Genomic DNA, 21153 nt, shown 5'->3' on the forward strand with positions numbered 1-21153 from the left:
TTTACCGCTACCGCTTGGTGCCGGGGCGGTTGCCGTTACGCCGGGCCTGCGGGCGGGCGCCCGGGCGCGGGGTGGTGCTGCCGGCCATCGCCGGGACGTCCGAGTCGGCGGCGTTCACCGGGCGGACCCGGTCACCCTTGGCGACGTCGTCCGACCGGTTGGTCCGCCGGGCCAGCACCCGGGCGTTGTGCGCCTTGATCTTCGGCTCCCGGTCCTTCAGCGCGCTGAGCACCGGCGCCGCGAACAGGATCGAGGAGAGCACGCCGAAGCCCATGCCGACGAAGAGCACCAGGCCGAGGTCCTTCAGGGTGCCCGCGCCGAGCAGGCCGGCGCCGATGAAGAGCAGGCCGCCGACCGGCAGCAGCGCCACCAGACCGGTGTTCAGCGAGCGCATCAGGGTCTGGTTGACCGCCAGGTTGGTGGCCTCGGAGTAGGTCCGGGTGCTGCCCGCGGTAATACCGCGGGTGTTCTCCTGGACCTTGTCGAAGACCACGACCACGTCGTACAGCGAGTAGCCGAGAATCGTCAGGAAGCCGATCACCGTGGACGGCGTCACCTCGAAGCCGACCAGGGAGTACACCCCGGCCGTCATCACCAGGTCGAACAGCAGCGAGGCGAGCGCCGCCACGGCCATCCGCACCTCGAACCGGATGATCAGGTACGCCACCACCAGCACCAGGAAGATGATCAGACCGATCACCGCCTGCTTGGTGACCTGACCGCCCCAGGCCGCCGAGACCTGGTTGTCACTGATCTTGGTGGCGTCCAGCCCGAGGTCCTTGACCAGGCTGGCCTTGGCGCCCTCCGCCTCGCTGGTGGTGAGCGCCGAGGCGCGCACCGTGTAGCTGGCGTCCTTGCCCTCGCCGACCTGCTGGGTGGTGCTGATCGAGGCGTCCGGGTTGGCCTGCTGAACGGCCTTCTCGACGGCGTTGGAGACCTCGTCCTGGGTCAGCGTCTTGCCACCGGCCGCGGCCGGCACGCTGAACGAGGTGCCCCCGGAGAACTCGATGCCGAGCTCGAACTGCTTGATCACGAAGCTGCCGATCGAGATCAGCACCAGCGCGGCCGCGATCGTGAACCACATCTTCCGGCGGCCCACGATGTCGATGTTGGCTTCACCCGCGTAGAGGCGGGACGCGAGACCTTGACGGGCCATTTCAGGCCTCCTTCACACGCGAGGAGACGGGCTCCTCGGTCGAATTGCGGCGCAGGACCCGGCCGAGGCCACTGACCCGCGGCGACAGGAACGCCTTGGTGTTGGCGAACATGGTCATGATCGGGTGCCGGAAGAGGAACACCACGAGCAGGTCGAGGACGGTGGAGAGCCCCATCGCGAACGCGAAGCCCTGCACCGCGCCGATCGAGACGATGTACAGCACGACCGCACACATGATGGTGATCGTGTTGGCCGAGATGATCGTCCGCCGGGCCCGGTGCCAGGCACGTGGCACCGCGCTGCGGGCTGTCCGGCCCTCGTGGATCTCGTCCTTGAGCCGTTCGAAGTAGATGACGAACGAGTCCGCCGCGATACCCAGCGACACGATGAACCCGGCGATACCCGCCAGGGTCAGCGTGTACCCCATGGTACGGCCGAGGAAGACCAGCGCGCCGAAGGTGAGCAGGGCGGAGAGCCCCAGACTCAGGATGATGACCGAGCCGAGCAGCCGGTAGTAGAAGAACGCGTAGAGCGCCACCAGGGCCAGGCCGATCGCGGCGGCGAGCAGGCCCGCCTCGAGCTGCTGCAGGCCGAGCGTCGCGGAGACGGTCTGCATCGGGCCGGCCGAGAAGGTCACCGGGATCGCGCCGAACTTCAGCTGGTCGGCCAGCTGCTTCGCGGTGGTCACGGTGAAGCTGCCGGTGATCTGCGAGGAGCCGGTCAGCACGGCCTGGATCTGCGGCGCCGACAGGATCTCCTTGTCCAGCACGACCGCGACCGCACAGTGGTCGGCCGAGCCGTAGAGCGCCTGGACGGCGGTGAAGCAGGGGTCACTGGAGGTCGCGTTGAACGCCACCCGGGTCAGGTCGGCCCACTTCTTCTGGCCCTCGCTCTTGAAGTCGAGCGAGACGACCCACTGGCCGTTCTGCTGGTCGAGCTGCGGGCTGGCGCTGGAGATGTCGTCACCGACCACCTTCGCCTGGTCCATCAGCACCTTGGCCTGGCCGCTGTAGCACGCGACGACCTGGTCCTCGGCCTTGTCGATCGAGCCGTTCGGCCGCTTGTCGAGCTGGTCGCAGCTGATCGTCGGCACGTACATCTGCATGTTCGTGCTCAGCACGGCCACCTCGGCCGGGGTGAGCGCGTTGAACGGCTTGTAGACCAGGCCGGCCTTCGGGTCGGTGGTCAGGTCGACCGGGGCGGTCAGCTTGTCGGCCTGGGCCCACAGCTTCGCGCCGATCTTCTTCTCCACCGCGGCACGCTGCTCCTGCACGCTCGCCGAGACCGGAGCCGGAGCCGCGGTCGGGGTGGCGGCCGGGGCCGCGGCCGACGGGGCCACGCTCGGGGCGACCGACGGGGTGGCGCTCGGCACCGCCTCGCCACCGCCCTGGCCACCGGTCGACGGGCTGGCGACCACCGACGGGGCGCTCGCGCCGGTCGACGGGGCGACCGAGCCGGACGGGTTGGCCGACGGGGCAGCGCCGCTCGCGGACGCGCTGGGCGCCGGCGAGGCCGGGTTCAGCGCGCTGGCGGAGATGTCCATGGTCGTGCCGATCAGCAGCCGGAAGCGCATGTTCGCGGCGTTGCCGAGGTCCTTGAGCTGGTCGTCGGCCTTACCGGCGAGCGAGACCACGATCGTGTTGTTGCCCTGGACGACCACCTCGGCCTCGGAGACGCCGAGGGCGTTCACGCGGTTCGCGATGATCTGGCGGGCCTGGTCCATGGCCTCCTTGGTCGGCGCGCCGCCGGCCTGGGTGGCGATGTAGGTCGCCTGCGTGCCGCCGACCAGGTCGAGACCCAGCTTCGGCTTCAGGCGGTTGGTGAAGCTGCCACTGGCTCCACCCGCGAAGAAGACCAGCAGATACAGGACGACGAAGATCAGGCCGAGCACGCCGAGTTGGCGTCCAGGATGCATCTGTCCCTGTGGTGGTCGTGCCACGGCGTTAGGTCTCCCTGTTTTCGGCCGCGCGACCCGCGCGGCACTCTCGATCGGTGGCCGGCCGTCGGACGGTCGGGCGGCGGCCGGGACGGACCGGACCCGCCGGCAGGGACGCCGCGGGCCGGTCCAGGATGGATCTTGTCAGTCCTTCTTGCGAACGTCGACGACCGGGTTCGGCGGCTCCTCGGTGAGGGTGTCCGTGCTGGTCACGGTCTCGTCCTCGGCTGCCTCGAGATCGTCGGCGTCCTCGGCGGACCCGGCGACCGGCTCGTCGGCACGGGTGACCACCTTGGCGATCGCCGGACGGGCGAAGCGCACCTGAACGTCCGGCGCGATCTCCAGCAGCACCACGTCGTCCTCGACGCTCACCACGGTGCCGTGCAGGCCGCCGATGGTGACGATCGTGTCGCCGGCGCCGAGCTTGTTCTGCAGTTCCATCGCCTCACGGCGCCGCTTCTGCTGCGGCCGCATCACCAGGAAATAAAACACACCGAGGATGAGGATGAAGGGCAGGAACAGGCTCAGTGAACCACCACCGCCTGCGGACTGGGCCACGCTGTACACGAGAAGAAAGCCTTCCGTAGGCCACCGGACCCTCTGTCGAGGCGTGCCGGGGCGTCAAAACATCCGGGTTGAAGCGGGGGCGAGTCTAATCGGTCAACCTGGAGACTACGAATGCGGCACACGTCACGTTCACATCACGAGGGATATTTATGTATCTCGTGCGAACAGGTCCCCCTGAAACACCCCGGACCTGCCGTCCTGGGGTGGAGTGCGGCCGAGATGCGCCCAGCCCGCCTCGGTGGCGACCCGGCCCCGCGGGGTACGCGCGAGCAGCCCGGCCCGCACCAGGAACGGCTCACACACCTCTTCCACGGTGTCGGACTGCTCACCGACGGCAACTGCAAGAGTGGACAAACCGACCGGCCCACCCTTGAACGAGTCGATCAGCGCCCGCAGCACGGCCCGGTCCAGCCGGTCCAGGCCGAGCGCGTCGACGTCGTAGACCTGCAGCGCCGCCCGGGCGATCGCCAGGGTGACCACGCCGTCCCCGCGCACCTCGGCGTAGTCCCGCACCCGGCGCAGCAGCCGGTTGGCGATCCGCGGCGTGCCCCGGGACCGGCCGGCGATCTCGGAGGCGCCCTCCGGCGTGATCGGCACCCCGAGGATCCGCGCCGAGCGGTGCAGCAGCGCGTCCAGGTCGGCGGGTGAGTAGAAGTCCAGGTGCGCGACGAAGCCGAACCGGTCGCGCATCGGCCCGCTCAGCAGGCCGGCCCGGGTGGTCGCGCCGACCAGCGTGAACGGCTCCACGTCCAGCGGGATCGCGGTGGCGCCGGGCCCCTTGCCGACCACCACGTCGACCCGGAAGTCCTCCATCGCGCTGTAGAGCAGCTCCTCGGCCGGCTTGGCGATCCGGTGGATCTCGTCGATGAAGAGCACGTCGCCCTCGGAGAGGCCGGTCAGGATCGCGGCCAGGTCGCCGGAGCGCTCGATCACCGGGCCGCTGGTGGTCCGGATCGCGGTGCCCAGCTCGGCGGCGACGATGTTGGCCAGGGTGGTCTTGCCCAGCCCCGGCGGGCCGGAGAGCAGGATGTGGTCCGGCGGCGTGCCCCGGCCCATCGACGCCTTGAGCAGCAGTTCCAGCTGGTCGCGGACCCGGTGCTGGGCGATGAAGTCGGCCAGCCGGCGCGGCCGGACGCTCGCCTCGGCGTCCAGCTCGGTGTCCTCGACCAGCGGCGAGACCAGGTCGTCGCCCTCGAACGAGCTCATCGGGTCTTGCCCAGCAGCCGGATCGCCTGGCGCAGCAGCACCGGCACCGGCGGCACCTCGCCGTCGATCGACTCGGTGATCACGGCGACCGCCTGATCGGCCTGCGTGGCGCTCCAGCCGAGCGCGACGACACCCTGGCGGACCTGCTCCTGCCAGCCGCCGGCCAGCACGCTCGTGCCGCCGCCGTCCCCGAACCCGATCGGGCCGATCTTGTCCTTCAGCTCGACGATCATCTTCTCGGCGCCGCGCTTGCCGATCCCCGGGACCTGCGTCAGGGCGGCGATGTCACCGCCGCCGAGCGCACGGCGTACGGCATCGGGTTGATGCACCGCGAGCACCGCCTGGGCGATCCGCGGGCCGACGCCGTTCGCGGTGAGAAGCAGCTCGAAGAGCTGCCGTTCGTCGTCGTCGGCGAAACCGTAGAGGGTGAGCGAGTCCTCCCGGACGATCAGCGTGGTGGCCAGCCGCGCCTCGGTGCCGGTGCGCAGCGAGGCGAGCGTGTTCGGCGTGCAGAACACGCGCATGCCGACACCGCCGACCTCGACCACGGCGCTGTCCAGGAGGATCGCGGTGACCACACCGCGCACGCTGGCGATCATCGGCTGCTCCTGCGGGCGGCGGCGATCGCCGCGGCTTGGATCTTCGCGCGGGTGCCCCCGCGCCAGATGTGACAGATGGCGATAGCGAGCGCGTCCGCCGCGTCGGCCGGCTTCGGCGGGGCGTCCAGCCGCAGCAGCCGGGTGACCATGGCGGTGACCTGCGCCTTGTCCGCGGTGCCGGAGCCGGTGACGGCGGCCTTCACCTCGCTCGGAGTGTAGGTCTGCACCGGCAGCCCGGCCCGCGACCCGGCCAGGATCGCGACCGCGCTGGCCTGCGCCGTGCCCATCACCGAATGCGTGTTGTGCTGCGCGAACACCCGCTCGACGGCCACGCTCTCGGGCTGGTGCCGGGCGACCAGCTCGGCCAGGCTCCGGTCCAGATGCAGCAGGCGCAGGGCGATGTCCTCGTCCGGATCACTGCGGACCACGTGGTAGTCGATCAACGTGCCCGGGCGGCCGGGCACGCCCTCGACCACGCCGACGCCGCACCGGGTGAGACCCGGATCGATGCCGAGCACGCGCATCACGGCCTCCCCTCACGTACGTGTGTTCGACACCCTAATACGCGGCCCTCTTGCGCCCGCCGCCGACACGCCTCGACGATGGGCGAGGGAGGCCGGCATGTACCTCATTCCGCCCATGGACGACGATCCACCACCGGACTTCGTCGTCGCCGTCGCCGCGCACGAGGGTGAGCTGCGGCCCGAGGCGCTGCGCCTGACCGGCGGCGACCCGGCCGGCCACGAGATCTACCAGGAGGCACTGGTCGACCTGGCCGGGCACTGGCGCCGCGTGCGCTTGCTCAGCCGCGTCACGCACACCGACGAGGCGGGCGGCTACCTGCGCAAACGCATCCTGCGACGGACCAAGGCGTGGCGCGACGACCAGCTCTATCCGGTCGAGGTCCGGGTGCTTCGCACCCCGGAGAGACAGTTGGTCCAGGTCGGCGGCCCGGGCGCGAGCATCGCTCTCCGCAAGGCCGCGATCATCGAGGGTACGGCGCGGGCCGGTCTCCTGACCCTGGCCGACGCGACCGTGGCCTGGTGTCACGCCTGGCGGCGCGCCGAGCACCGCCGCGTCGCCCGCCTGATCATCGGCGGCCTCGCCCTGGTCATCGCCATGATCCAGTCGATGACCTGGCTGGCCTCGGGCGGGAGCTGAACGCCCGGCCGGGGCCGCACACCTGGCCGCGCCGAACCACGGCCGGGGCCGCACACCTGGCCGGGCCGAACCACGGCCGGGGCTGGACACGCGGCGGGCCGGCCCGCCAGCGGCGGACCGGCCCGGTGAGCCGTCGGTTCACTCAGCTTCGAGCTTGGCCATGACCTCGTCGGAGACGTCGAAGTTGGCGTAGATCTCCTGCACGTCGTCGCAGTCCTCGAGCGCGTCGATCAGCTTGAGCACCTTGCGGGCGGCGTCCTCGTCCACCTCGACCGTCATGGTCGGGATCAGCGGGGACTCGGCCGAGTCGTAGTCGATGCCGGCGTCCTGCAGCGCGGTGCGCACCGCGACCACGTCGGTCGGCTCGCTGACCACCTCGAACGTGTCGCCCAGGTCGTTGATCTCCTCGGCGCCGGCCTCCAGCACCGCGAGCATGATGTCGTCCTCGGTCAGCCCGCCCTTCGGAACGATCACCACGCCCCGGCGGTTGAACAGGTAGGACACCGAACCCGCGTCGGCGAACGTGCCGTGGTTACGGGTCAGCCGGGTGCGCACCTCGGTGGCCGCGCGGTTCCGGTTGTCGGTCAGGCACTCGATCAGCAGGGCGACGCCGTTCGGGCCGTACCCCTCGTACATGATCGTCTGCCAGTCGGCGCCGCCGGCCTCCAGGCCGGAGCCGCGCTTGACCGCGTTGTTGATGTTGTCGTTCGGAACCGACGACTTCTTCGCCTTCTGGATGGCGTCGTAGAGCGTGGGGTTACCGGACGGGTCGCCGCCACCGGTCCGGGCCGCGACCTCGATGTTCTTGATCAGCTTGGCGAACATCTTGCCGCGCTTGGCGTCGACGACAGCCTTCTTGTGCTTGGTCGTCGCCCACTTGGAGTGGCCGGACATGCGTAACCTCCGTGTCTACCGTGCGGGTGCGGCCTGGCGGACCATCTCGACGAAGTACCGGTGGACACGAAGGTCGCCGGTCAGCTCCGGGTGGAATGCCGTGGCGAGCAGGTTCCCCTGCCGAACGGCGACAATCCTACCGTCGGCGGCGCCGGAAGCTACGCGGCCCAGCACCCGCACGTCGGGGCCGATCTGCTCGACCCACGGGGCCCGGATGAAGACCGCGTGGAACTCGCCGTCCTCGATGCCTTCGATCTCCACGGGCGCCTCGAACGAGTCCACCTGCCGGCCGAACGCGTTGCGCCGGACGGTCATCTCGATCCCCTGGAACGTCTCCTGATCGGGACGGCCGTCCAGCACCGTGGTCGCCAGCATGATCATGCCGGCGCACGAACCGTACACCGGCATGCCGTCCGCGATCCGCTTCCGCACCGGGTCGAGCAGTCCGAAGGTGATCGCCAGGTTGCTCATCGTGGTGGACTCGCCGCCCGGGATCACCAGCGCGTCGACATCGGCCAGTTCCTCCGGCCGGCGCACCGGCCGGGCCAGCACGTCCGACTCGGCCAGGGCGGACAGGTGTTCACGCACGTCGCCCTGCAGGGCCAGCACTCCGATGTTCACGCCGTCAACTCTAGGACGCCGTTTCCGCGGGGCTAATGCAGGCCACCGGGGGGTCGATTGGCTATCGAGGGGTCCACGCACCGCTTCGTAGCATCGCCTTACCGAACATTCGCACGAGGAGTCGTATGTCTGAGAACCAGCCCGCCGTCGGAACCGCCCGCGTCAAGCGCGGCATGGCGGAGATGCTCAAGGGCGGCGTGATCATGGACGTCGTCACCCCCGAGCAGGCGAAGATCGCCGAGAACGCCGGCGCCGTGGCCGTCATGGCGCTGGAGCGCGTCCCGGCCGACATCCGGGCCCAGGGCGGCGTGTCCCGGATGTCCGACCCCGACATGATCGACGGCATCATCAACGCCGTCTCGATCCCGGTCATGGCCAAGGCCCGGATCGGACACTTCGTCGAGGCCCAGGTGCTGATGTCGCTGGGCGTCGACTACATCGACGAGTCCGAGGTGCTGACCCCGGCCGACTACGCCAACCACATCGACAAGTGGCAGTTCACCGTGCCGTTCGTGTGCGGCGCCACCAACCTGGGCGAGGCGCTGCGCCGGATCACCGAGGGCGCCGCGATGATCCGCTCCAAGGGCGAGGCCGGCACCGGCGACGTGTCGAACGCGACCACCCACATGCGCAAGATCCGGGGCGAGCTGCGCCGCCTGCAGACCCTGGCGGAGGACGAGCTGTACGTCGCCGCCAAGGAGCTCCAGGCGCCGTACGAGCTGGTCAAGGAGGTTGCCGCGGCGGGCAAGCTGCCGGTCGTGCTGTTCACCGCGGGCGGCATCGCCACCCCGGCCGACGCCGCGATGATGATGCAGCTGGGCGCCGAGGGCGTGTTCGTCGGCTCGGGCATCTTCAAGTCCGGCAACCCGGAGCAGCGGGCCGCCGCGATCGTCAAGGCCGTCACGTTCCACGACGACCCGGACGTGATCGCCAAGGTGTCGCGCGGGCTGGGCGAGGCGATGGTCGGCATCAACGTCGACGAGATCCCCCAGCCGCACCGGCTCGCCGAGCGCGGCTGGTAGTCAGCTCACTCGAGATGGGCCGTCCCCGGCGGGCGGCCCATCCGCATGCCGGGAGCCGTGAGCACAACCGGCCTGACACAACCCTGAGCACCACAACCCTGAACACCGGCCAAGCCACACCGGCTGGCAACAGCGGCCGCCCCACAGCCCCTTACCGCCGCCAGCACCAGCCGAGCACGCCAAGCCGGCAACAGCGGCTGCCCCCGGCCCCTTTACGGCCGGCAGCACCAGCCGAGTGCGTTGAGCTGGCAACAGCGGCTGTCCCCCGGCCCCCTTACAGCCGTCAGCACCAGCCGAGTGCGTTGAGCTGGCGCTGACGGCTGATCTCCGGCCGTTTGCCGACCGTGAGTGCCAGCCGGGTGGCCGGGCGGTGAGGGCTGATGGGCGGGCGGCCACGGCGCGCCGCAAGCGGCGGCAGCAACGGCGACCGGAGGCGAAGGGCGCCTGGCAAGCCCGCCGGGCCCGCGCCAGCCCCTCCAGAAAACCTACTTTGTGATTCTAAAGTCCTTTTTACGCGCTTAAAAGAGACTTAAGAGATTTCTTCCCCGCAGAGAGCAGGACCCGCCCTCCCAAAGGGGGGCCACCGCCTCTGCCGTAATTGTCGCGCGTTTTCGGGGGGCGTTTCTCGGGGGCTGTGGACAAAGCCGCGGTGTGGATAACGTTTACATGGCCTGAGCAGGCAATGGGGTCTCCGGGGACGACGCCGGGATCGGCAACGGGGGCATCACCGGCTCGACGATGTCGAAGTAACGGGGCCGCGCATACCGCCCCGGCAACCGCAGCACCCGGACGAACTTGCGGCGGCGCGCGGTCAGCGCGTCCCGCACCAGGTCGGTGTGCACCTGGCGGGCCAGCACCACCCGCCGGCTGCTGACGATCAGCGTGCGGGCCGCCGTGTCGAGCGGGTCCAGGGCGATGCCCTGCAACTGGCGGGTGAGGTCGTTCTCCGCGGATTCGCGCTCGTCCGGCTCGGCGTCCAGGGCCAGCCGGGCGGCGGCGTAGAGCTCGACCGACTCCAGGTGCTCGGCGACGACCGCGGCGGCCGCGGCGCGGCGCAGCAGGTGGGCGTCGAGGGCGCGTTCGGCGGACTGGGCGCGGGCGTGCACCCGCTCGACCCGCTGGGCGGTCCAGCCGAGGTACGCCGAGAAGATCGCGGCCAGCACGACGACACCCACCACCCACCACATGCGGGGCATCGTAGTGCCGGATTGTGTCGGACCGGCACCTGCCCCGAGCCGATCAGGCCCCGTCGTCGTCGAAGACGCGCCCGTCGGTCGCCTCGATCGCCGTGGTGTAGACCTCGAGAACCCGGGCGGCCACACTCGGCCAGTCGAACGTCCGGACCGCCTGACGGGCGCAGGAGGCCAGGTCAGCCCGCCGGGCCGGGTCGTCGAGCAGCTCACCCAGCAGCGCGGTGAGCGCGGCCTGGTCGCCGGTCGGGAACAGCGCGCCGGCCCGGCCGCCGTCCAATACCCGACGGAACGCGTCCAGGTCGCTGGCGGCGATCGCGGCGCCGGCCGCCATCGCCTCGGTGAGGATCATGCCGAAGCTCTCGCCGCCGGTGTTCGGGGCGACGTAGACGTCGACGCTGCGCAGCATGCGGGCCTTGTCCGCCTCACTGACCAGGCCCAGGAACTCGACCCGGGAGTGCAGTTCGCGCGGGATCTCGTCGAACAGGTCGTCCCGGTCGCCCGGGCCGGCCACGAGCAGGCGCAGGCCGGGCCGCTCGGCGGCGAGCGTGACGAACGCCGTACGGACAAGTGGGAAGCCCTTGCGGGACTCGGTGAAACGGCCGAGGAAACCGAGAGCACCGCCTTCGCCGGGCCATCCCGGCAATGGCGCAGCCAAGGCGAATTTCCGCACCGCGACCCCGTTGGGGATCTCCACCGCGCCGCCGCCGAGGTGTTCCACCTGCACCTTGCGGGCCAGTTCGCTGACCGCGATCCGCGCGGTGATCTTCTCCATCACCGGCTGGAGGAAGTTCTGCGCGATGGCCAGCGTGCGGGAGCGGGTCATCGCGGTGTGGAACGTGGCGACCACCGGGCCGCGCGCGGAGAGCACCGCGAGCAGCGACAGGCTGGGCGTGAGCGGCTCGTGCACGTGCAGCACGTCGAACTCGCCGCGGGCCAGCCAGCGCCGGACGCGGGCAGTGGAGACCGGGCCGAAGGCGATCCGGGCCACCGACCCGTTGTACGGCAGCGGCACCGCCCGCCCGGCCGGCACCAGGTAGGCCGGCAGTTCCGCGTCCTCGTCGGCGGGGGCCAGCACGCTCACGTGGTGACCGAGTTCGATCAGCGCCTCGGCCAGGTCCATGATGTGGTTCTGGACCCCGCCGGGGACGTCGAACGAGTACGGCGAGACGATCCCGATCCGCACGCCCCGCACCCTAGATCCACAGCTTCTGGAGCATGTGCCAGTCCTGCGGGTGTTCCCTGATCCCGGCCTCGAACGCGGTCGCCATCTGCTGCACGGTCACCTTGACCCGCTCGTCGAGCGGCCCCTCGGCCGGCGGGGTGATCTTCCGGAGCCGGGCTTCGACCCGGTGCTCGGAGTACCAGCAGTCGACCGCGTAGATCGGGGCGCCGGTGCGGATGGCGAGGATCGCCGGGCCGGCCGGCATCCGGGTGCGGCCGCCGAAGAACTCCACCTCGACGCCGCCGCGGGACAGGTCCCGGTCGGCGAGCAGCGGGACGACCCAGCCCTTCTGCAGGTGCTCGGTCAGCACCTCCAGGGGTGGGCGGTCGCCGCCGGTGAGCGACAACACCCGCATGCCCAGGCTCTCGCGGTAGTCCAGGAACTTCTTCGCGACCGCCTCGGGTTTGAGCCGCTCGGCGACGGTGATCATCGGCCAGTCGTGGGAGACCACCCAGGCCGCCGCCGCGTCCCAGTTGGCCACGTGCGGCAGGGCCAGGACCAGGCCGTTGCCCTCGGCGATGGCGCTCTTCATCTGGTCGTAGGAGGCGTCTTCCATGTGGAAGCCGGCCGCGTTCTGCTCGCGGGTCCGGGTCGGGAGGCGGAACGCCTCCATCCAGTACCGCGCGTACGACCGCAGCCCGTCCCGGACCAGCGTCTCCGGCATGTCCGCGCCCACCACCTGCTGGTAGTTGCGCCGCAGCCGCTGGGTGCCCGGGCCGTTCCGCTTCCACGCGCGGTCGGCCGCCCCGGTGAACAGCGCCTCGGCGACCGGTTGCGGCAGGGCGCGGACCAGCCGCCAGCCGGCGGTGTAGCCGAGCGTGATCAGCCGGTCCTTCACTCGGCCGCGACCTTCGGCTCGGTCCGGGCCGCGTGGATCAGCCGCTGGAAGACGGTGACCAGGGAGAGCGCGGCGAGCACCCAGAGCGCCGCGGGCAGACCCCAGTCCAGGCCGGCCGCGCCGAGCAGGCCGCCGACCCCGACGATGAGCAGGCGTTCGAGCCGCTCGGCGAGGCCGACGTCGGCGTTCAGGCCGAGGCTCTGGGCCCGGGCCTTCACGTACGACACGACCTGGCCGGCGACGAGGCTGATCAGCGCGGCGATGGTTCCGCCGTACGGATTGCCCTGTCCGGCCATGTAGTAGACGACGGCACCGAAGACCGCACCGTCCGCGAGGCGGTCCATGGAGGAGTCGAGGAGTGCCCCGAATTTCCCGGTACCGCCGCGCATGCGGGCCATCGTGCCGTCGAGTGCGTCGGTGAGCGCGAAGGCGGTTACGATCACGGTGCCCGCCAGGAGTTTTCCTTGGGCGCCGAAATAGGAACCGATGAGCACTCCGACGGTGCCCGCGACGGTGACGGCGTTGGGTGTAACGCCGATCTTGAGCAGGAAACGTGCGACCGGGTTGACGCCGTACGAGACGACGGCACGGGCCGTTACTTGAACGATCTTTGCCATGGCCGTCCCACCATAACGGCGTGCGCCCGGTCACGGTACGGCTCGCCCCCCGGTTGGCCGGAACGTCACCATCGGAGCACCTATGGTGCCCATCGGTCCTTGCGACCGAGACATCCCCGGGTGTGGGATTTAACCAACAGCGGCGTAACAACCCGGAAACGACAGGAGCGCTCGGCATGGCGCAGAAGACATCGGAGAAGGGGCTCACCGGCGCGGCCGCGCCGGTGGTGACAGAGCCCGGCAGAGTTCGCAACGTGGTGCTGGTGGGTCACTCCGGCGCCGGGAAGACCACGCTGGTGGAGGCGCTGCTCGCGGCCACCGGCACGATCCCCCGGACCGGCACGGTGACGGACGGCACCACGGTCACCGACAACGATCCGGCCGCGGTCCGGCAGCAACGCTCGGTGGCGCTGTCCTGCGCCCCGCTCGTGCACCAGGACGTGAAGGTCAACCTGCTGGACACCCCCGGCTACGCCGACTTCGTCGGTGAGCTGCGGGCCGGGCTGCGCGCGGCGGACGCGGCGCTGTTCGTGATCTCGGCAGTGGACGGCGTGGACGAGGCGACCGTCGGGCTCTGGGAGGAGTGCGCCGCGGTCGGCATGCCGCGCGCGGTGGCGATCACCCGGCTGGACCATCCCCGCGCCGACTACGAGCAGGCGCTGCAGGACTGCCAGGACGCGTTCGGCGAGAACGTGATGCCGATCTACCAGCCGATGCTCGGCGACGACGGCCAGTCCGTGGTCGGCCTGATCGGCCTGGTCACGCTGCGGGTGCTGGACTACTCGCAGGGCTATCCGCCGCGGACCGGCGAGGCCGAGCAGGCGCATCTGAACCCGATCGCCGACGACCGGAACCAGCTCATCGAGGGGATCATCGCGGAGAGCGAGGACGAGACCCTGATGGACCGGTACATCGCCGGCGAGCTGATCTCCACCGACGCCCTGATCCCGGACCTGGAGACGGCGGTCGCCCGGGGCAATTTCTACCCGGTCATCCCGGTCTGCGCGGGCACCGGCGTCGGCCTGGACGCGCTGCTCGACGGCCTGGTCAACGCCGGCCCGTCGCCGCTGGAGCACGATCTGCCGGTGGTCACCGGGGTGGACGGCACGCCGCGCCCGCCGCTGACCTGCGACCCGGACGGCCCGCTGGTCGCCGAGGTGGTCCGCACCACGATCGACCGGCACGTCGGCCGGGTGTCGCTGGTCCGGGTGTTCTCCGGCACGCTGCGGCCGGACCAGACGCTGCACGTCTCCGGGCACGGCCTGGCCGAGCGCGGCCACCCGGACCACGACGCGGACGAGCGGGTGGCGCACGTCTACACCCCGCTCGGCGCGACGCTGCGCGAGGTGGGCGCCTGCGTGGCCGGCGACATCTGCGCGATCACCAAGTCGGGCAGCGCGGAGACCGGCGACACGCTCTCCGGCAAGGACGACCCGATGCTGATGGCGCCGTGGTCGATGCCGGAGCCGATGCTGCCGATCGCGGTGGTCGCCAAGACCCGCTCGGACGAGGACGCGCTGGCCAAGAACCTGGGCCGGCTGGTCGCCGGCGACCCGGCGTTACGGCTGGACCGGAACGCCGACACCCACCAGCTGGTGCTGTGGACGATGGGCGAGTCGCACGCGGACGTGGTCCTGGACCGCCTCCGGGCCGGCGGGGTCGAGCTGGACACCGAGCCGGTCAAGGTGTCGCTGCGGGAGACCTTCGGCGCGCCGGCGAAGGGGCACGGCCGGCACGTCAAGCAGTCCGGCGGCCACGGGCAGTACGCGGTCTGCGACATCGAGATCGAGCCGCTCCCCCGCGGCAGCGGCTTCGAGTTCGTCGACAAGGTGGTCGGCGGCGCGGTGCCGCACAACTACATCCCGTCGGTGGAGAAGGGCGTCCGCGCGCAGTTGGAGAAGGGCATCGTGGCCGGTTACCCGGTCGTCGACCTGAAGGTCACGCTCTACGACGGCAAGGCGCACAGCGTGGACTCCTCGGACGCGGCGTTCCAGACCGCCGGCGCGATCGCGCTGCGCGAGGCGGCCGGCGTGGGGCAGATGACGCTCCTGGAGCCGGTCGACGAGATCGTGGTGCGGGTGCCGGACACGTACGTCGGCGCGGTGATGAGCGACCTGTCCGGGCGTCGCGGGCGGCCGCTCGGCTCGGACACCGAGGAGTCCGGCGGGCACAGCCTGGTCCGGGCCGAGGTGCCGGCGATCGAGCTGGTCCGGTACGCCGTCGAGCTGCGCGCGCTGTCCTCCGGGTCGGGCACGTTCTCCCGGTCGTACCTGCGTCACGAGCCGATGCCCCCGCACCTCGCCGAGCAGGTCAAGAAGGAGCACACCCGGTAACGGTCAGGCCGGCCACGCCTTGGCCAGCATCAGCCGGGTCTCGGCGAGCAGCTGCGGCAGGATCTTGGTCTGGCCGATCACCGGCATGAAGTTCGCATCGCCGCCCCACCGTGGCACCACGTGCTGGTGCAGGTGGGCGGCGATCCCGGCGCCGGCCACGGCGCCCTGGTTCATGCCGAGGTTGAAGCCGTGCGGGCGGCTGACCGCGCGGATCACCCGCATCGCCGTCCGGGTGAAGGCGGCCGTCTCGACCGTCTCCTCCTCGGTCAGGTCGGTGTAGTCCGCGACGTGCCGGTACGGGCACACCATCAGGTGGCCCGGGTTGTACGGATACAGGTTCAGCACCGCGAAGACCGTCACCCCGCGCGCCACCACCAGGGTGTCCGACTCGGGCAGGTCCGGGGCCTGGCACAACGGGCAACCGGCGGGCGCGTTCTCCCCGGTGATGTACGGCATCCGGTGCGGCGTCCAGAGCCGCTCCAACCCGTCCGTGGCGTCCATCCTCCGCATCCTAGGCGGTGGTCGCCCCGAGATCATGTACGTGATATCGGCCGGTGCCACCCCGCTTGGCCACGTACATCGCGGCGTCGGCGTCGCGCAGCACGTCGTCGGCGCCCTGGCCGGGCCCGGACAGGGCGATCCCGATGCTGGCCGGGGTCCGCAGCACGTGCCCGTCCACCACCATCGTCTCGTCCAGCGCCTGGACCACCCGCTCGGCGATCACCCGGGCGCCGGCCGGCTCGTTCAGGTCCTCGGCCAGGATGACGAACTCGTCGCCGCCGAGCCGGGCCACCGTGTCCTCGGTGCGCACGCAGGTCCGCAGCCGGTCGGCGACGATCCGCAGCACCCCGTCCCCGACGTCGTGGCCGTACGTGTCGTTCACCGGCTTGAACCCGTTGAGGTCGAGCAGCAGCACCCCGACCCGCCGGTCGGTGCGCTTGGCCCGGGCCAGCGAGCCGGTCAGCCGGTCCCAGAGCAGCGCCCGGTTGCCCAGCCCGGTGAGCATGTCGTGCATCGCCCGCCGGGTCAGCTCGGCGGTCAGCGCCACGCTGTCCAGCGCCAGCGACACCTGGGTGCGCAGCGTCCGCAGCGACGTGACCACGTCCTCCGGCAGCTCGTCCTCGGCCCCGACCAGCAGGATGCCGAAGAACCGCGCGCCGTTGAGCAGCGGCAGCAGCATCACCGGGCGGTCGCCGAGGGCGTCCATCCCGGTCAGGCCGAGCGCGGCCAGCGTGCGCCCGGCGATCACCTCGCCGCTCGCCAGCCGGACCAGCAGGCTGGCCGGCACCGCCTCGCCGGGGAGCCGGAACCCGGCCACCGTCTCCGCGCCGGACCCGGCCGCGTGCAGCACGCTCCAGACGTCCGGGTCCTCCGGAGTCACGCTGACGATCACGGTCCGCGCGCCGGGGCAGCCGTCGACCAGCGCCGCCGCGGCGGCCGCCGCCAGCCGCTGCACCTCGTTCGCGTCGTTGGTGGTGAGCAGGCCGGTGCCGAGGTCGTTGAGGATCTGCTCGCGGGTCATCGCCTGGCGCAGCGCGCCCAGGCCGGCGTCCAGCCGGACCAGCAGGCGGCTGTTGTCCCGCAGCGCGATCACCTGCCGGGTCACCACCAGGCCGGTGAGCAGGATGGAACCGGCGACGACCGGCCAGTACCGGGCGGTCAGGCCGTGCAGCAGCGCGCCGAGCAGCAGCGCGCAGGCCGCGCCGACCGCGAGGTAGGGCACCAGGCTGGACGGCCGCTGCTCGGTCACCGGCTCCTCGGGCCGGCCGCCCTGGACCGCGCGCAGCTGCGTCCGCCCGGCCGCGATGATCAGCCCGGCGAACAGGAGCCAGGTCGCCAGCGTCCAGTGCTGCCGGTCCTCGGCGAGGACCCGCTGGCCGACCGAGACGAGCATGCTGCAGAACGCGGCCAGGCCGGAGAGCACCAGCGTGCGCCGGCTCACCTCGACCGGCCCGCCGAGCACCAGGCGGGCGATCGCGAAGAGCACGACCAGCAGGCCACCCGTCTTGATCATCACGACCGCCGGGACGAAGCCGCCGTGGCCCAGCACGTGCGGGTAGATCACGAAGTACCAGACGAAGAGCATCCCGGCGATCTGGACGACCGCCATGTCCAGGGCCAGCCGGGCGTTGCTGGCCGACCAGCGGGCCCGGATCGGCACGGCCAGCAGCCCGCCGAGCACCAGCAGCATCACCGTCACGTCGCCGATCCACACCATCGGGCTCGGCGACGGGTAGTCGTGGTTCCCGGTGATCAGCATGTAGGCCAGCGCCCAGCCGGTGGTCGCGGTCATCGCCGTCCAGGCCAGCGCGGTGATCGTGGCGTAGCGACGGGCTCCCCGCGCGACGGCCAGGCGGGCGCCCCGCCAGCAGAGCCAGGCGGCGATCCCGGAGAGCACCGGCGCGACCAGCCGGAAGCCGGTGATCTCGGCGGTCCACCAGGTCATGACAGCACCGCGGCGTGCAGGTGGAATCGCCCGTCGCCCTGCCGCTTGGCCACGTACATCGCGGCGTCGGCGGCCCGCAGCACGTCGTCCGGGCCGTTGCCCTGGGTGGAGAGCGCGATGCCGACGCTGGCCGGGGTACGCAGCAGGTGCCCGTCCAGGACCACCGGCTCGTTCAGCGCCTCGATGATCCGCTCGGCGACCACCAGCACGTCCTGCGGCTCGCGCAGGTCCTCGGCGACCACCACGAACTCGTCGCCGCCCAGCCGGGCCACCATGTCCTCGGTGCGCACGCACGTGCGCAGCCGGTCGGCGACCACCTTGAGCAGCATGTCCCCGGCGTCGTGGCCGTACGTGTCGTTCACCGCCTTGAACCCGTTCAGGTCCAGCAGCAGCACCCCGACCGGGCGGGCGGTCCGCCGGGAGCGGGCCAGCGCTCCGGTCAGCCGGTCCCGCAGCAGCGCCCGGTTGCCGAGCCCGGTGAGCATGTCGTACATCGCGCGCCGGATCAGCTCGGCGGTCAGCGCCACGCTCTCCAGCGCCAGCGACACCTGGCTGCGCAGCGTGTGCAGGGCCTTCACCACGTCGTCCGGCAGCGCCTCGTCGGTGGCGACGGTGAGCAGTCCGAAGAAGCGCTCCCCGTTGACCAGCGGCAGCACCATCAGCGGCCGGCCGCCGACGCGTTCCAGGCCGGGCAGGCCGAGGCCGGACCAGCCCGCGTCGTCGGCCAGCGCCTCCCCGGCGGCCAGCCGGGTGACCAGCGAGGCCGGGACGACCGCGCCCGGCACCTCGACCCCGATCAGCGCCTCGGCGTCGTGCCCGGCGGCCCGCGCGACGATCCAGGCGTCCCGGTCCGGGGCGGCGACGACGATCGCGGTACGCACGTTCCCGCATCCGGCCAGCACCGCGGTGGCGGCGTCGGCGGCGAGCCGGTGCACGTGGGCCGCGTCGGTGGCGCCGAGCATCGCGGTGCCCAGCTCGCTCAGCACGTGTTCGCGGGCCATCGCCCCGCTGAGCGCCGCCATGCTGGCGTCGAGCCGGAGCACCAGCTGGTCGTGGCGTCGCCAGCCGGCCCAGGCCAGCGCGGCCACCAGGCTGGAGAAGAGCGGGTAGCCGAGCGCCGGCAGGGGGAGCAGGCCGATGCCGAGCACATGCAGCACCAGGCAGGCGACCGCCAGGGCATACCCGGTCAGCGCCAGTCTCGGCGTCCGGAACCGCATGTGCACCCCGCTCCCGCCGCCGCACCGCACGGAGGCGTATCCGCCGTCAGTTCGGTCGGCGGGAGCCGGAGTTGAGGTCAGGCCGCGCTGGGCCCGGTGTTAACTCGGGAGCGAACCACCTCGACGACGTGCGCGACGGCCTCGTCGATGGTCACGCCGTTGCGCTGCGAGCCGTCCCGGTAGCGGAACGACACGGTCCCGCCGTTGACGTCGTCGTCGCCGGCGATCGCCATGAACGGGATCTTCTGCTGCTGCGCGGTGCGGATCTTCTTCTGCATCCGGTCGGTGGAGTAGTCCACCTCGGCCCGGATGCCCGCCTTCTTCAGCTTGGCCACGAACTCGGCCAGGTAGTCGGCGTGGTCGTCGCGGATCGGGATGCCGACCACCTGCACCGGCGCCAGCCAGGCCGGGAACGCGCCGGCGTAGTGCTCGACCAGCACGCCGAAGAACCGCTCGATCGAGCCGAACTTCGCCGAGTGGATCATCACCGGCTCCTGCCGGGTGCCGTCGGCCGCCTGGTACTCCAGGCCGAAGCCGGCCGGCTGGTTGAAGTCGTACTGAATGGTGGACATCTGCCAGGTCCGGCCGATCGCGTCCTTGCACTGAATGCTGATCTTCGGGCCGTAGAACGCCGCGCCGCCCGGGTCGAGCACCAGCTCCAGGCCGGACTCGGTGGCCGCGTCCTCCAGGACCTTGGTGGCCTTCGCCCACTGCTCGTCCGAGCCGATGAACTTGTCGCTCTTCGGGTCCCGGGTCGACAGCTCCAGGTAGTAGTCGTCCAGGCCGAAGTCGTCGAGCAGCGAGCGGACGAAGTTCAGCAGGTGCTTGATCTCGTCCGGGGCCTGCTCGGCGGTGACGTAGGAGTGCGAGTCGTCCTGGGTCAGGCCGCGCACCCGGGTCAGGCCGTGCACCACGCCGGACTTCTCGTAGCGGTAGACCGTGCCGAACTCGAACAGCCGCATCGGCAGCTCACGGTAGGACCGCCCGCGCGACCTGAAGATCAGGTTGTGCATCGGGCAGTTCATCGCCTTGAGGTAGTAGTTCGCCCCCTCCAGCTCCATCGGGGGGAACATGGTGTCCTTGTAGTAGGGCAGGTGTCCCGAGGTGTGGAACAGCCCTTCCTTGGTGATGTGCGGGGTGCCGACGTACTGGAAGCCCTCTTCGATGTGGCGGGCGCGGACGTAGTCCTCCATCTCGCGCTTGATCACGCCACCCTTCGGGTGGAAGACCACCAGACCCGACCCGATTTCATCGGGGAAGGAGAAGAGATCCAGCTCGCTGCCCAACTTGCGGTGGTCCCGGCGCTCGGCTTCGGCAAGACGATTGAGGTACGCCTTGAGCTCGTCCCGCGACGGCCACGCCGTACCGTAAATCCTCTGAAGTTGGGGGTTCTTCTCGGAACCGCGCCAGTAGGCGGCGGCCGAGCGCATCAGCTTGAACGCCGGGATCAGCCGGGTCGACGGCAGGTGCGGCCCGCGGCAGAGGTCGCCCCAGACCCGCTCGCCGTCCTTGTTCAGGTTGTCGTAGTGGGTGAGCTCGCCGGCGCCGACCGCGGCGGCCTCCTCGTCCACGTCACCCTTGATGTCGACCAGCTCGAGCTTGAACGGCTCGCCCTTGAGCTCGGCCTTCGCCTCGTCGAGCGAGGAGTACTCCCGGCGGCGGAACGTCTGGCCGGCCTTGACGATGTCCTGCATCCGCTTCTCGAGCTTCGTCAGGTCCTCGGGCTGGAACGGCTTCTCGACGTCGAAGTCGTAGTAGAAGCCGTCCCGGATCGGCGGGCCGATGCCCAGCTTGGCCTCCGGGAACACGTCCTGCACGGCCTGCGCGAGCACGTGCGCGGTCGAGTGCCGCAGCACGTCCAGACCGTCCGGCTCGTCGATGTGGACCGGGGTGACCTCGGTGTCGGCGGCCGGCGCCCAGGCCAGGTCGCGCAGCCGGCCGTCGGCCTCCCGGACCACGACGATCGCCCGCGGTCCGTTGGCCGGAAGCCCGGCGGCGGCCACCGCGTCGGCCGCCGTAGTCCCGGCCGGGACGACTAGTGGGTCGGCCGCGACGGGTGTACGGGGTGCAGACACGGTGATCTCCATTCAGAAAGTGACTTGTGGTCCTGATGCTATCCGCCTGC

General features: G+C 71.1%; 19 protein-coding genes. 3 read left to right on the plus strand and 16 right to left on the minus strand.

Going from position 1 to position 21153, the window contains the following annotated elements:
- Positions 1–7 precede the first annotated feature (7 nt).
- The 6 genes from secF to ruvC all read right to left on the minus strand — a co-directional run bounded on the left by secF (position 8) and on the right by ruvC (position 5988).
- On the minus strand, positions 8–1156 hold the full coding sequence (secF, locus tag L3i22_RS43690; protein ID WP_221323307.1) for a protein translocase subunit SecF: 1149 nt from the start codon (positions 1154–1156) through the stop codon (positions 8–10).
- Position 1157: 1 nt separating this feature from the next.
- Positions 1158–3071, minus strand: a complete 1914-nt coding sequence (gene secD, locus L3i22_RS43695) for a protein translocase subunit SecD (RefSeq protein WP_221323308.1) — start codon at positions 3069–3071, stop codon at positions 1158–1160.
- 165 nt (positions 3072–3236) lie between these two features.
- On the minus strand, positions 3237–3650 hold the full coding sequence (gene yajC, locus L3i22_RS43700) for a preprotein translocase subunit YajC (RefSeq protein ID WP_255657603.1): 414 nt from the start codon (positions 3648–3650) through the stop codon (positions 3237–3239).
- Positions 3651–3806: 156 nt separating this feature from the next.
- Positions 3807–4865: a Holliday junction branch migration DNA helicase RuvB gene (gene ruvB / locus L3i22_RS43705; protein WP_221323310.1), complete on the minus strand. Its 1059-nt coding sequence runs from the start codon at positions 4863–4865 to the stop codon at positions 3807–3809.
- Positions 4862–5464, minus strand: coding sequence for a Holliday junction branch migration protein RuvA (ruvA, locus tag L3i22_RS43710; protein WP_221323311.1), 603 nt, complete (start codon positions 5462–5464; stop codon positions 4862–4864). The genes ruvB and ruvA overlap by 4 nt, the downstream gene beginning before the upstream one ends.
- Positions 5461–5988, minus strand: a complete 528-nt coding sequence (gene ruvC, locus L3i22_RS43715; RefSeq protein WP_221323312.1) for a crossover junction endodeoxyribonuclease RuvC — start codon at positions 5986–5988, stop codon at positions 5461–5463. Before ruvC ends, ruvA begins: the two co-directional genes overlap by 4 nt.
- Before the next feature lie 97 nt (positions 5989–6085).
- Between ruvC and L3i22_RS43720 the strand changes: the two genes are divergently transcribed.
- Positions 6086–6625, plus strand: a complete 540-nt coding sequence (locus tag L3i22_RS43720; protein WP_221323313.1) for a hypothetical protein — start codon at positions 6086–6088, stop codon at positions 6623–6625.
- A 138-nt stretch (positions 6626–6763) separates the two neighbouring features.
- Here L3i22_RS43720 and L3i22_RS43725 read toward each other — a convergent pair whose 3' ends face one another.
- Positions 6764–7519 carry a YebC/PmpR family DNA-binding transcriptional regulator gene (locus tag L3i22_RS43725; protein ID WP_221323314.1) on the minus strand — a complete coding sequence of 252 codons (756 nt, stop codon included), beginning with the start codon at positions 7517–7519 and terminating at the stop codon, positions 6764–6766.
- 15 nt (positions 7520–7534) lie between these two features.
- Entirely contained in the window at positions 7535–8140 is a 606-nt protein-coding gene (gene pdxT, locus L3i22_RS43730; protein ID WP_221323315.1) for a pyridoxal 5'-phosphate synthase glutaminase subunit PdxT, read from the minus strand.
- 125 nt (positions 8141–8265) lie between these two features.
- Between pdxT and pdxS the strand changes: the two genes are divergently transcribed.
- A complete protein-coding gene (gene pdxS / locus L3i22_RS43735) occupies positions 8266–9162 on the plus strand; it encodes a pyridoxal 5'-phosphate synthase lyase subunit PdxS (RefSeq protein ID WP_221323316.1) in 897 nt (298 codons plus the stop codon).
- 662 nt (positions 9163–9824) lie between these two features.
- Here the strand turns inward: pdxS and L3i22_RS43740 are convergent.
- Genes L3i22_RS43740 through pgsA form a run of 4 tightly spaced genes read right to left on the minus strand, consistent with a single transcriptional unit; the run spans position 9825 to position 13032 of the window.
- Complete coding sequence (locus tag L3i22_RS43740) at positions 9825–10358, minus strand: hypothetical protein (RefSeq protein WP_221323317.1); 534 nt, start codon at positions 10356–10358, stop codon at positions 9825–9827.
- A gap of 43 nt (positions 10359–10401) precedes the next feature.
- The gene (locus L3i22_RS43745) at positions 10402–11538 is read right to left on the minus strand and encodes a glycosyltransferase family 4 protein (protein ID WP_221323318.1); all 1137 of its coding nucleotides are present in this window, start codon (positions 11536–11538) and stop codon (positions 10402–10404) included.
- Between the two features lie 10 nt (positions 11539–11548).
- Positions 11549–12415: a phosphatidylinositol mannoside acyltransferase gene (locus L3i22_RS43750; protein WP_221323319.1), complete on the minus strand. Its 867-nt coding sequence runs from the start codon at positions 12413–12415 to the stop codon at positions 11549–11551.
- Positions 12412–13032, minus strand: a complete 621-nt coding sequence (pgsA, locus tag L3i22_RS43755; RefSeq protein ID WP_221323320.1) for a phosphatidylinositol phosphate synthase — start codon at positions 13030–13032, stop codon at positions 12412–12414. Before pgsA ends, L3i22_RS43750 begins: the two co-directional genes overlap by 4 nt.
- A 176-nt stretch (positions 13033–13208) precedes the next feature.
- On the opposite strand from pgsA, the gene L3i22_RS43760 reads away from it, so the two are divergent.
- A complete protein-coding gene (locus tag L3i22_RS43760; RefSeq protein ID WP_221323321.1) occupies positions 13209–15365 on the plus strand; it encodes an elongation factor G-like protein EF-G2 in 2157 nt (718 codons plus the stop codon).
- 3 nt (positions 15366–15368) lie between these two features.
- Here L3i22_RS43760 and L3i22_RS43765 read toward each other — a convergent pair whose 3' ends face one another.
- The 4 genes from L3i22_RS43765 to thrS all read right to left on the minus strand — a co-directional run bounded on the left by L3i22_RS43765 (position 15369) and on the right by thrS (position 21103).
- Positions 15369–15866, minus strand: a complete 498-nt coding sequence (locus L3i22_RS43765) for an HIT domain-containing protein (RefSeq protein ID WP_221323322.1) — start codon at positions 15864–15866, stop codon at positions 15369–15371.
- Between the two features lie 10 nt (positions 15867–15876).
- A complete protein-coding gene (locus L3i22_RS43770) occupies positions 15877–17811 on the minus strand; it encodes a GGDEF domain-containing protein (RefSeq protein ID WP_221323323.1) in 1935 nt (644 codons plus the stop codon).
- A complete protein-coding gene (locus L3i22_RS43775) occupies positions 17808–19028 on the minus strand; it encodes a sensor domain-containing diguanylate cyclase (RefSeq protein WP_221323324.1) in 1221 nt (406 codons plus the stop codon). Before L3i22_RS43775 ends, L3i22_RS43770 begins: the two co-directional genes overlap by 4 nt.
- Positions 19029–19105: 77 nt before the next feature.
- Complete coding sequence (gene thrS / locus L3i22_RS43780; protein WP_221330435.1) at positions 19106–21103, minus strand: threonine--tRNA ligase; 1998 nt, start codon at positions 21101–21103, stop codon at positions 19106–19108.
- Between the last annotated feature and the right edge of the window lie 50 nt (positions 21104–21153).

It is taken from the genome of Actinoplanes sp. L3-i22 (assembly GCF_019704555.1).
Taxonomy (GTDB): domain Bacteria; phylum Actinomycetota; class Actinomycetes; order Mycobacteriales; family Micromonosporaceae; genus Actinoplanes.

Excerpts from the sequence above, each read along its gene's own strand:
- pgsA (WP_221323320.1), bottom strand. The coding sequence starts at position 13,032 with ATGGCAAAGATCGTTCAAGTAACGGCCCGTGCCGTCGTCTCGTACGGC.
- secD (WP_221323308.1), bottom strand. The coding sequence starts at position 3,071 with ATGCATCCTGGACGCCAACTCGGCGTGCTCGGCCTGATCTTCGTCGTC.
- secF (WP_221323307.1), bottom strand. The coding sequence starts at position 1,156 with ATGGCCCGTCAAGGTCTCGCGTCCCGCCTCTACGCGGGTGAAGCCAAC.
- pdxS (WP_221323316.1), top strand. The coding sequence starts at position 8,266 with ATGTCTGAGAACCAGCCCGCCGTCGGAACCGCCCGCGTCAAGCGCGGC.
- L3i22_RS43760 (WP_221323321.1), top strand. The coding sequence starts at position 13,209 with ATGGCGCAGAAGACATCGGAGAAGGGGCTCACCGGCGCGGCCGCGCCG.
- ruvA (WP_221323311.1), bottom strand. The coding sequence starts at position 5,464 with ATGATCGCCAGCGTGCGCGGTGTGGTCACCGCGATCCTCCTGGACAGC.
- L3i22_RS43770 (WP_221323323.1), bottom strand. The coding sequence starts at position 17,811 with ATGACCTGGTGGACCGCCGAGATCACCGGCTTCCGGCTGGTCGCGCCG.
- ruvB (WP_221323310.1), bottom strand. The coding sequence starts at position 4,865 with ATGAGCTCGTTCGAGGGCGACGACCTGGTCTCGCCGCTGGTCGAGGAC.
- L3i22_RS43725 (WP_221323314.1), bottom strand. The coding sequence starts at position 7,519 with ATGTCCGGCCACTCCAAGTGGGCGACGACCAAGCACAAGAAGGCTGTC.
- L3i22_RS43765 (WP_221323322.1), bottom strand. The coding sequence starts at position 15,866 with ATGGACGCCACGGACGGGTTGGAGCGGCTCTGGACGCCGCACCGGATG.
- L3i22_RS43775 (WP_221323324.1), bottom strand. The coding sequence starts at position 19,028 with ATGCGGTTCCGGACGCCGAGACTGGCGCTGACCGGGTATGCCCTGGCG.
- L3i22_RS43740 (WP_221323317.1), bottom strand. The coding sequence starts at position 10,358 with ATGCCCCGCATGTGGTGGGTGGTGGGTGTCGTCGTGCTGGCCGCGATC.
- ruvC (WP_221323312.1), bottom strand. The coding sequence starts at position 5,988 with ATGCGCGTGCTCGGCATCGATCCGGGTCTCACCCGGTGCGGCGTCGGC.
- L3i22_RS43720 (WP_221323313.1), top strand. The coding sequence starts at position 6,086 with ATGTACCTCATTCCGCCCATGGACGACGATCCACCACCGGACTTCGTC.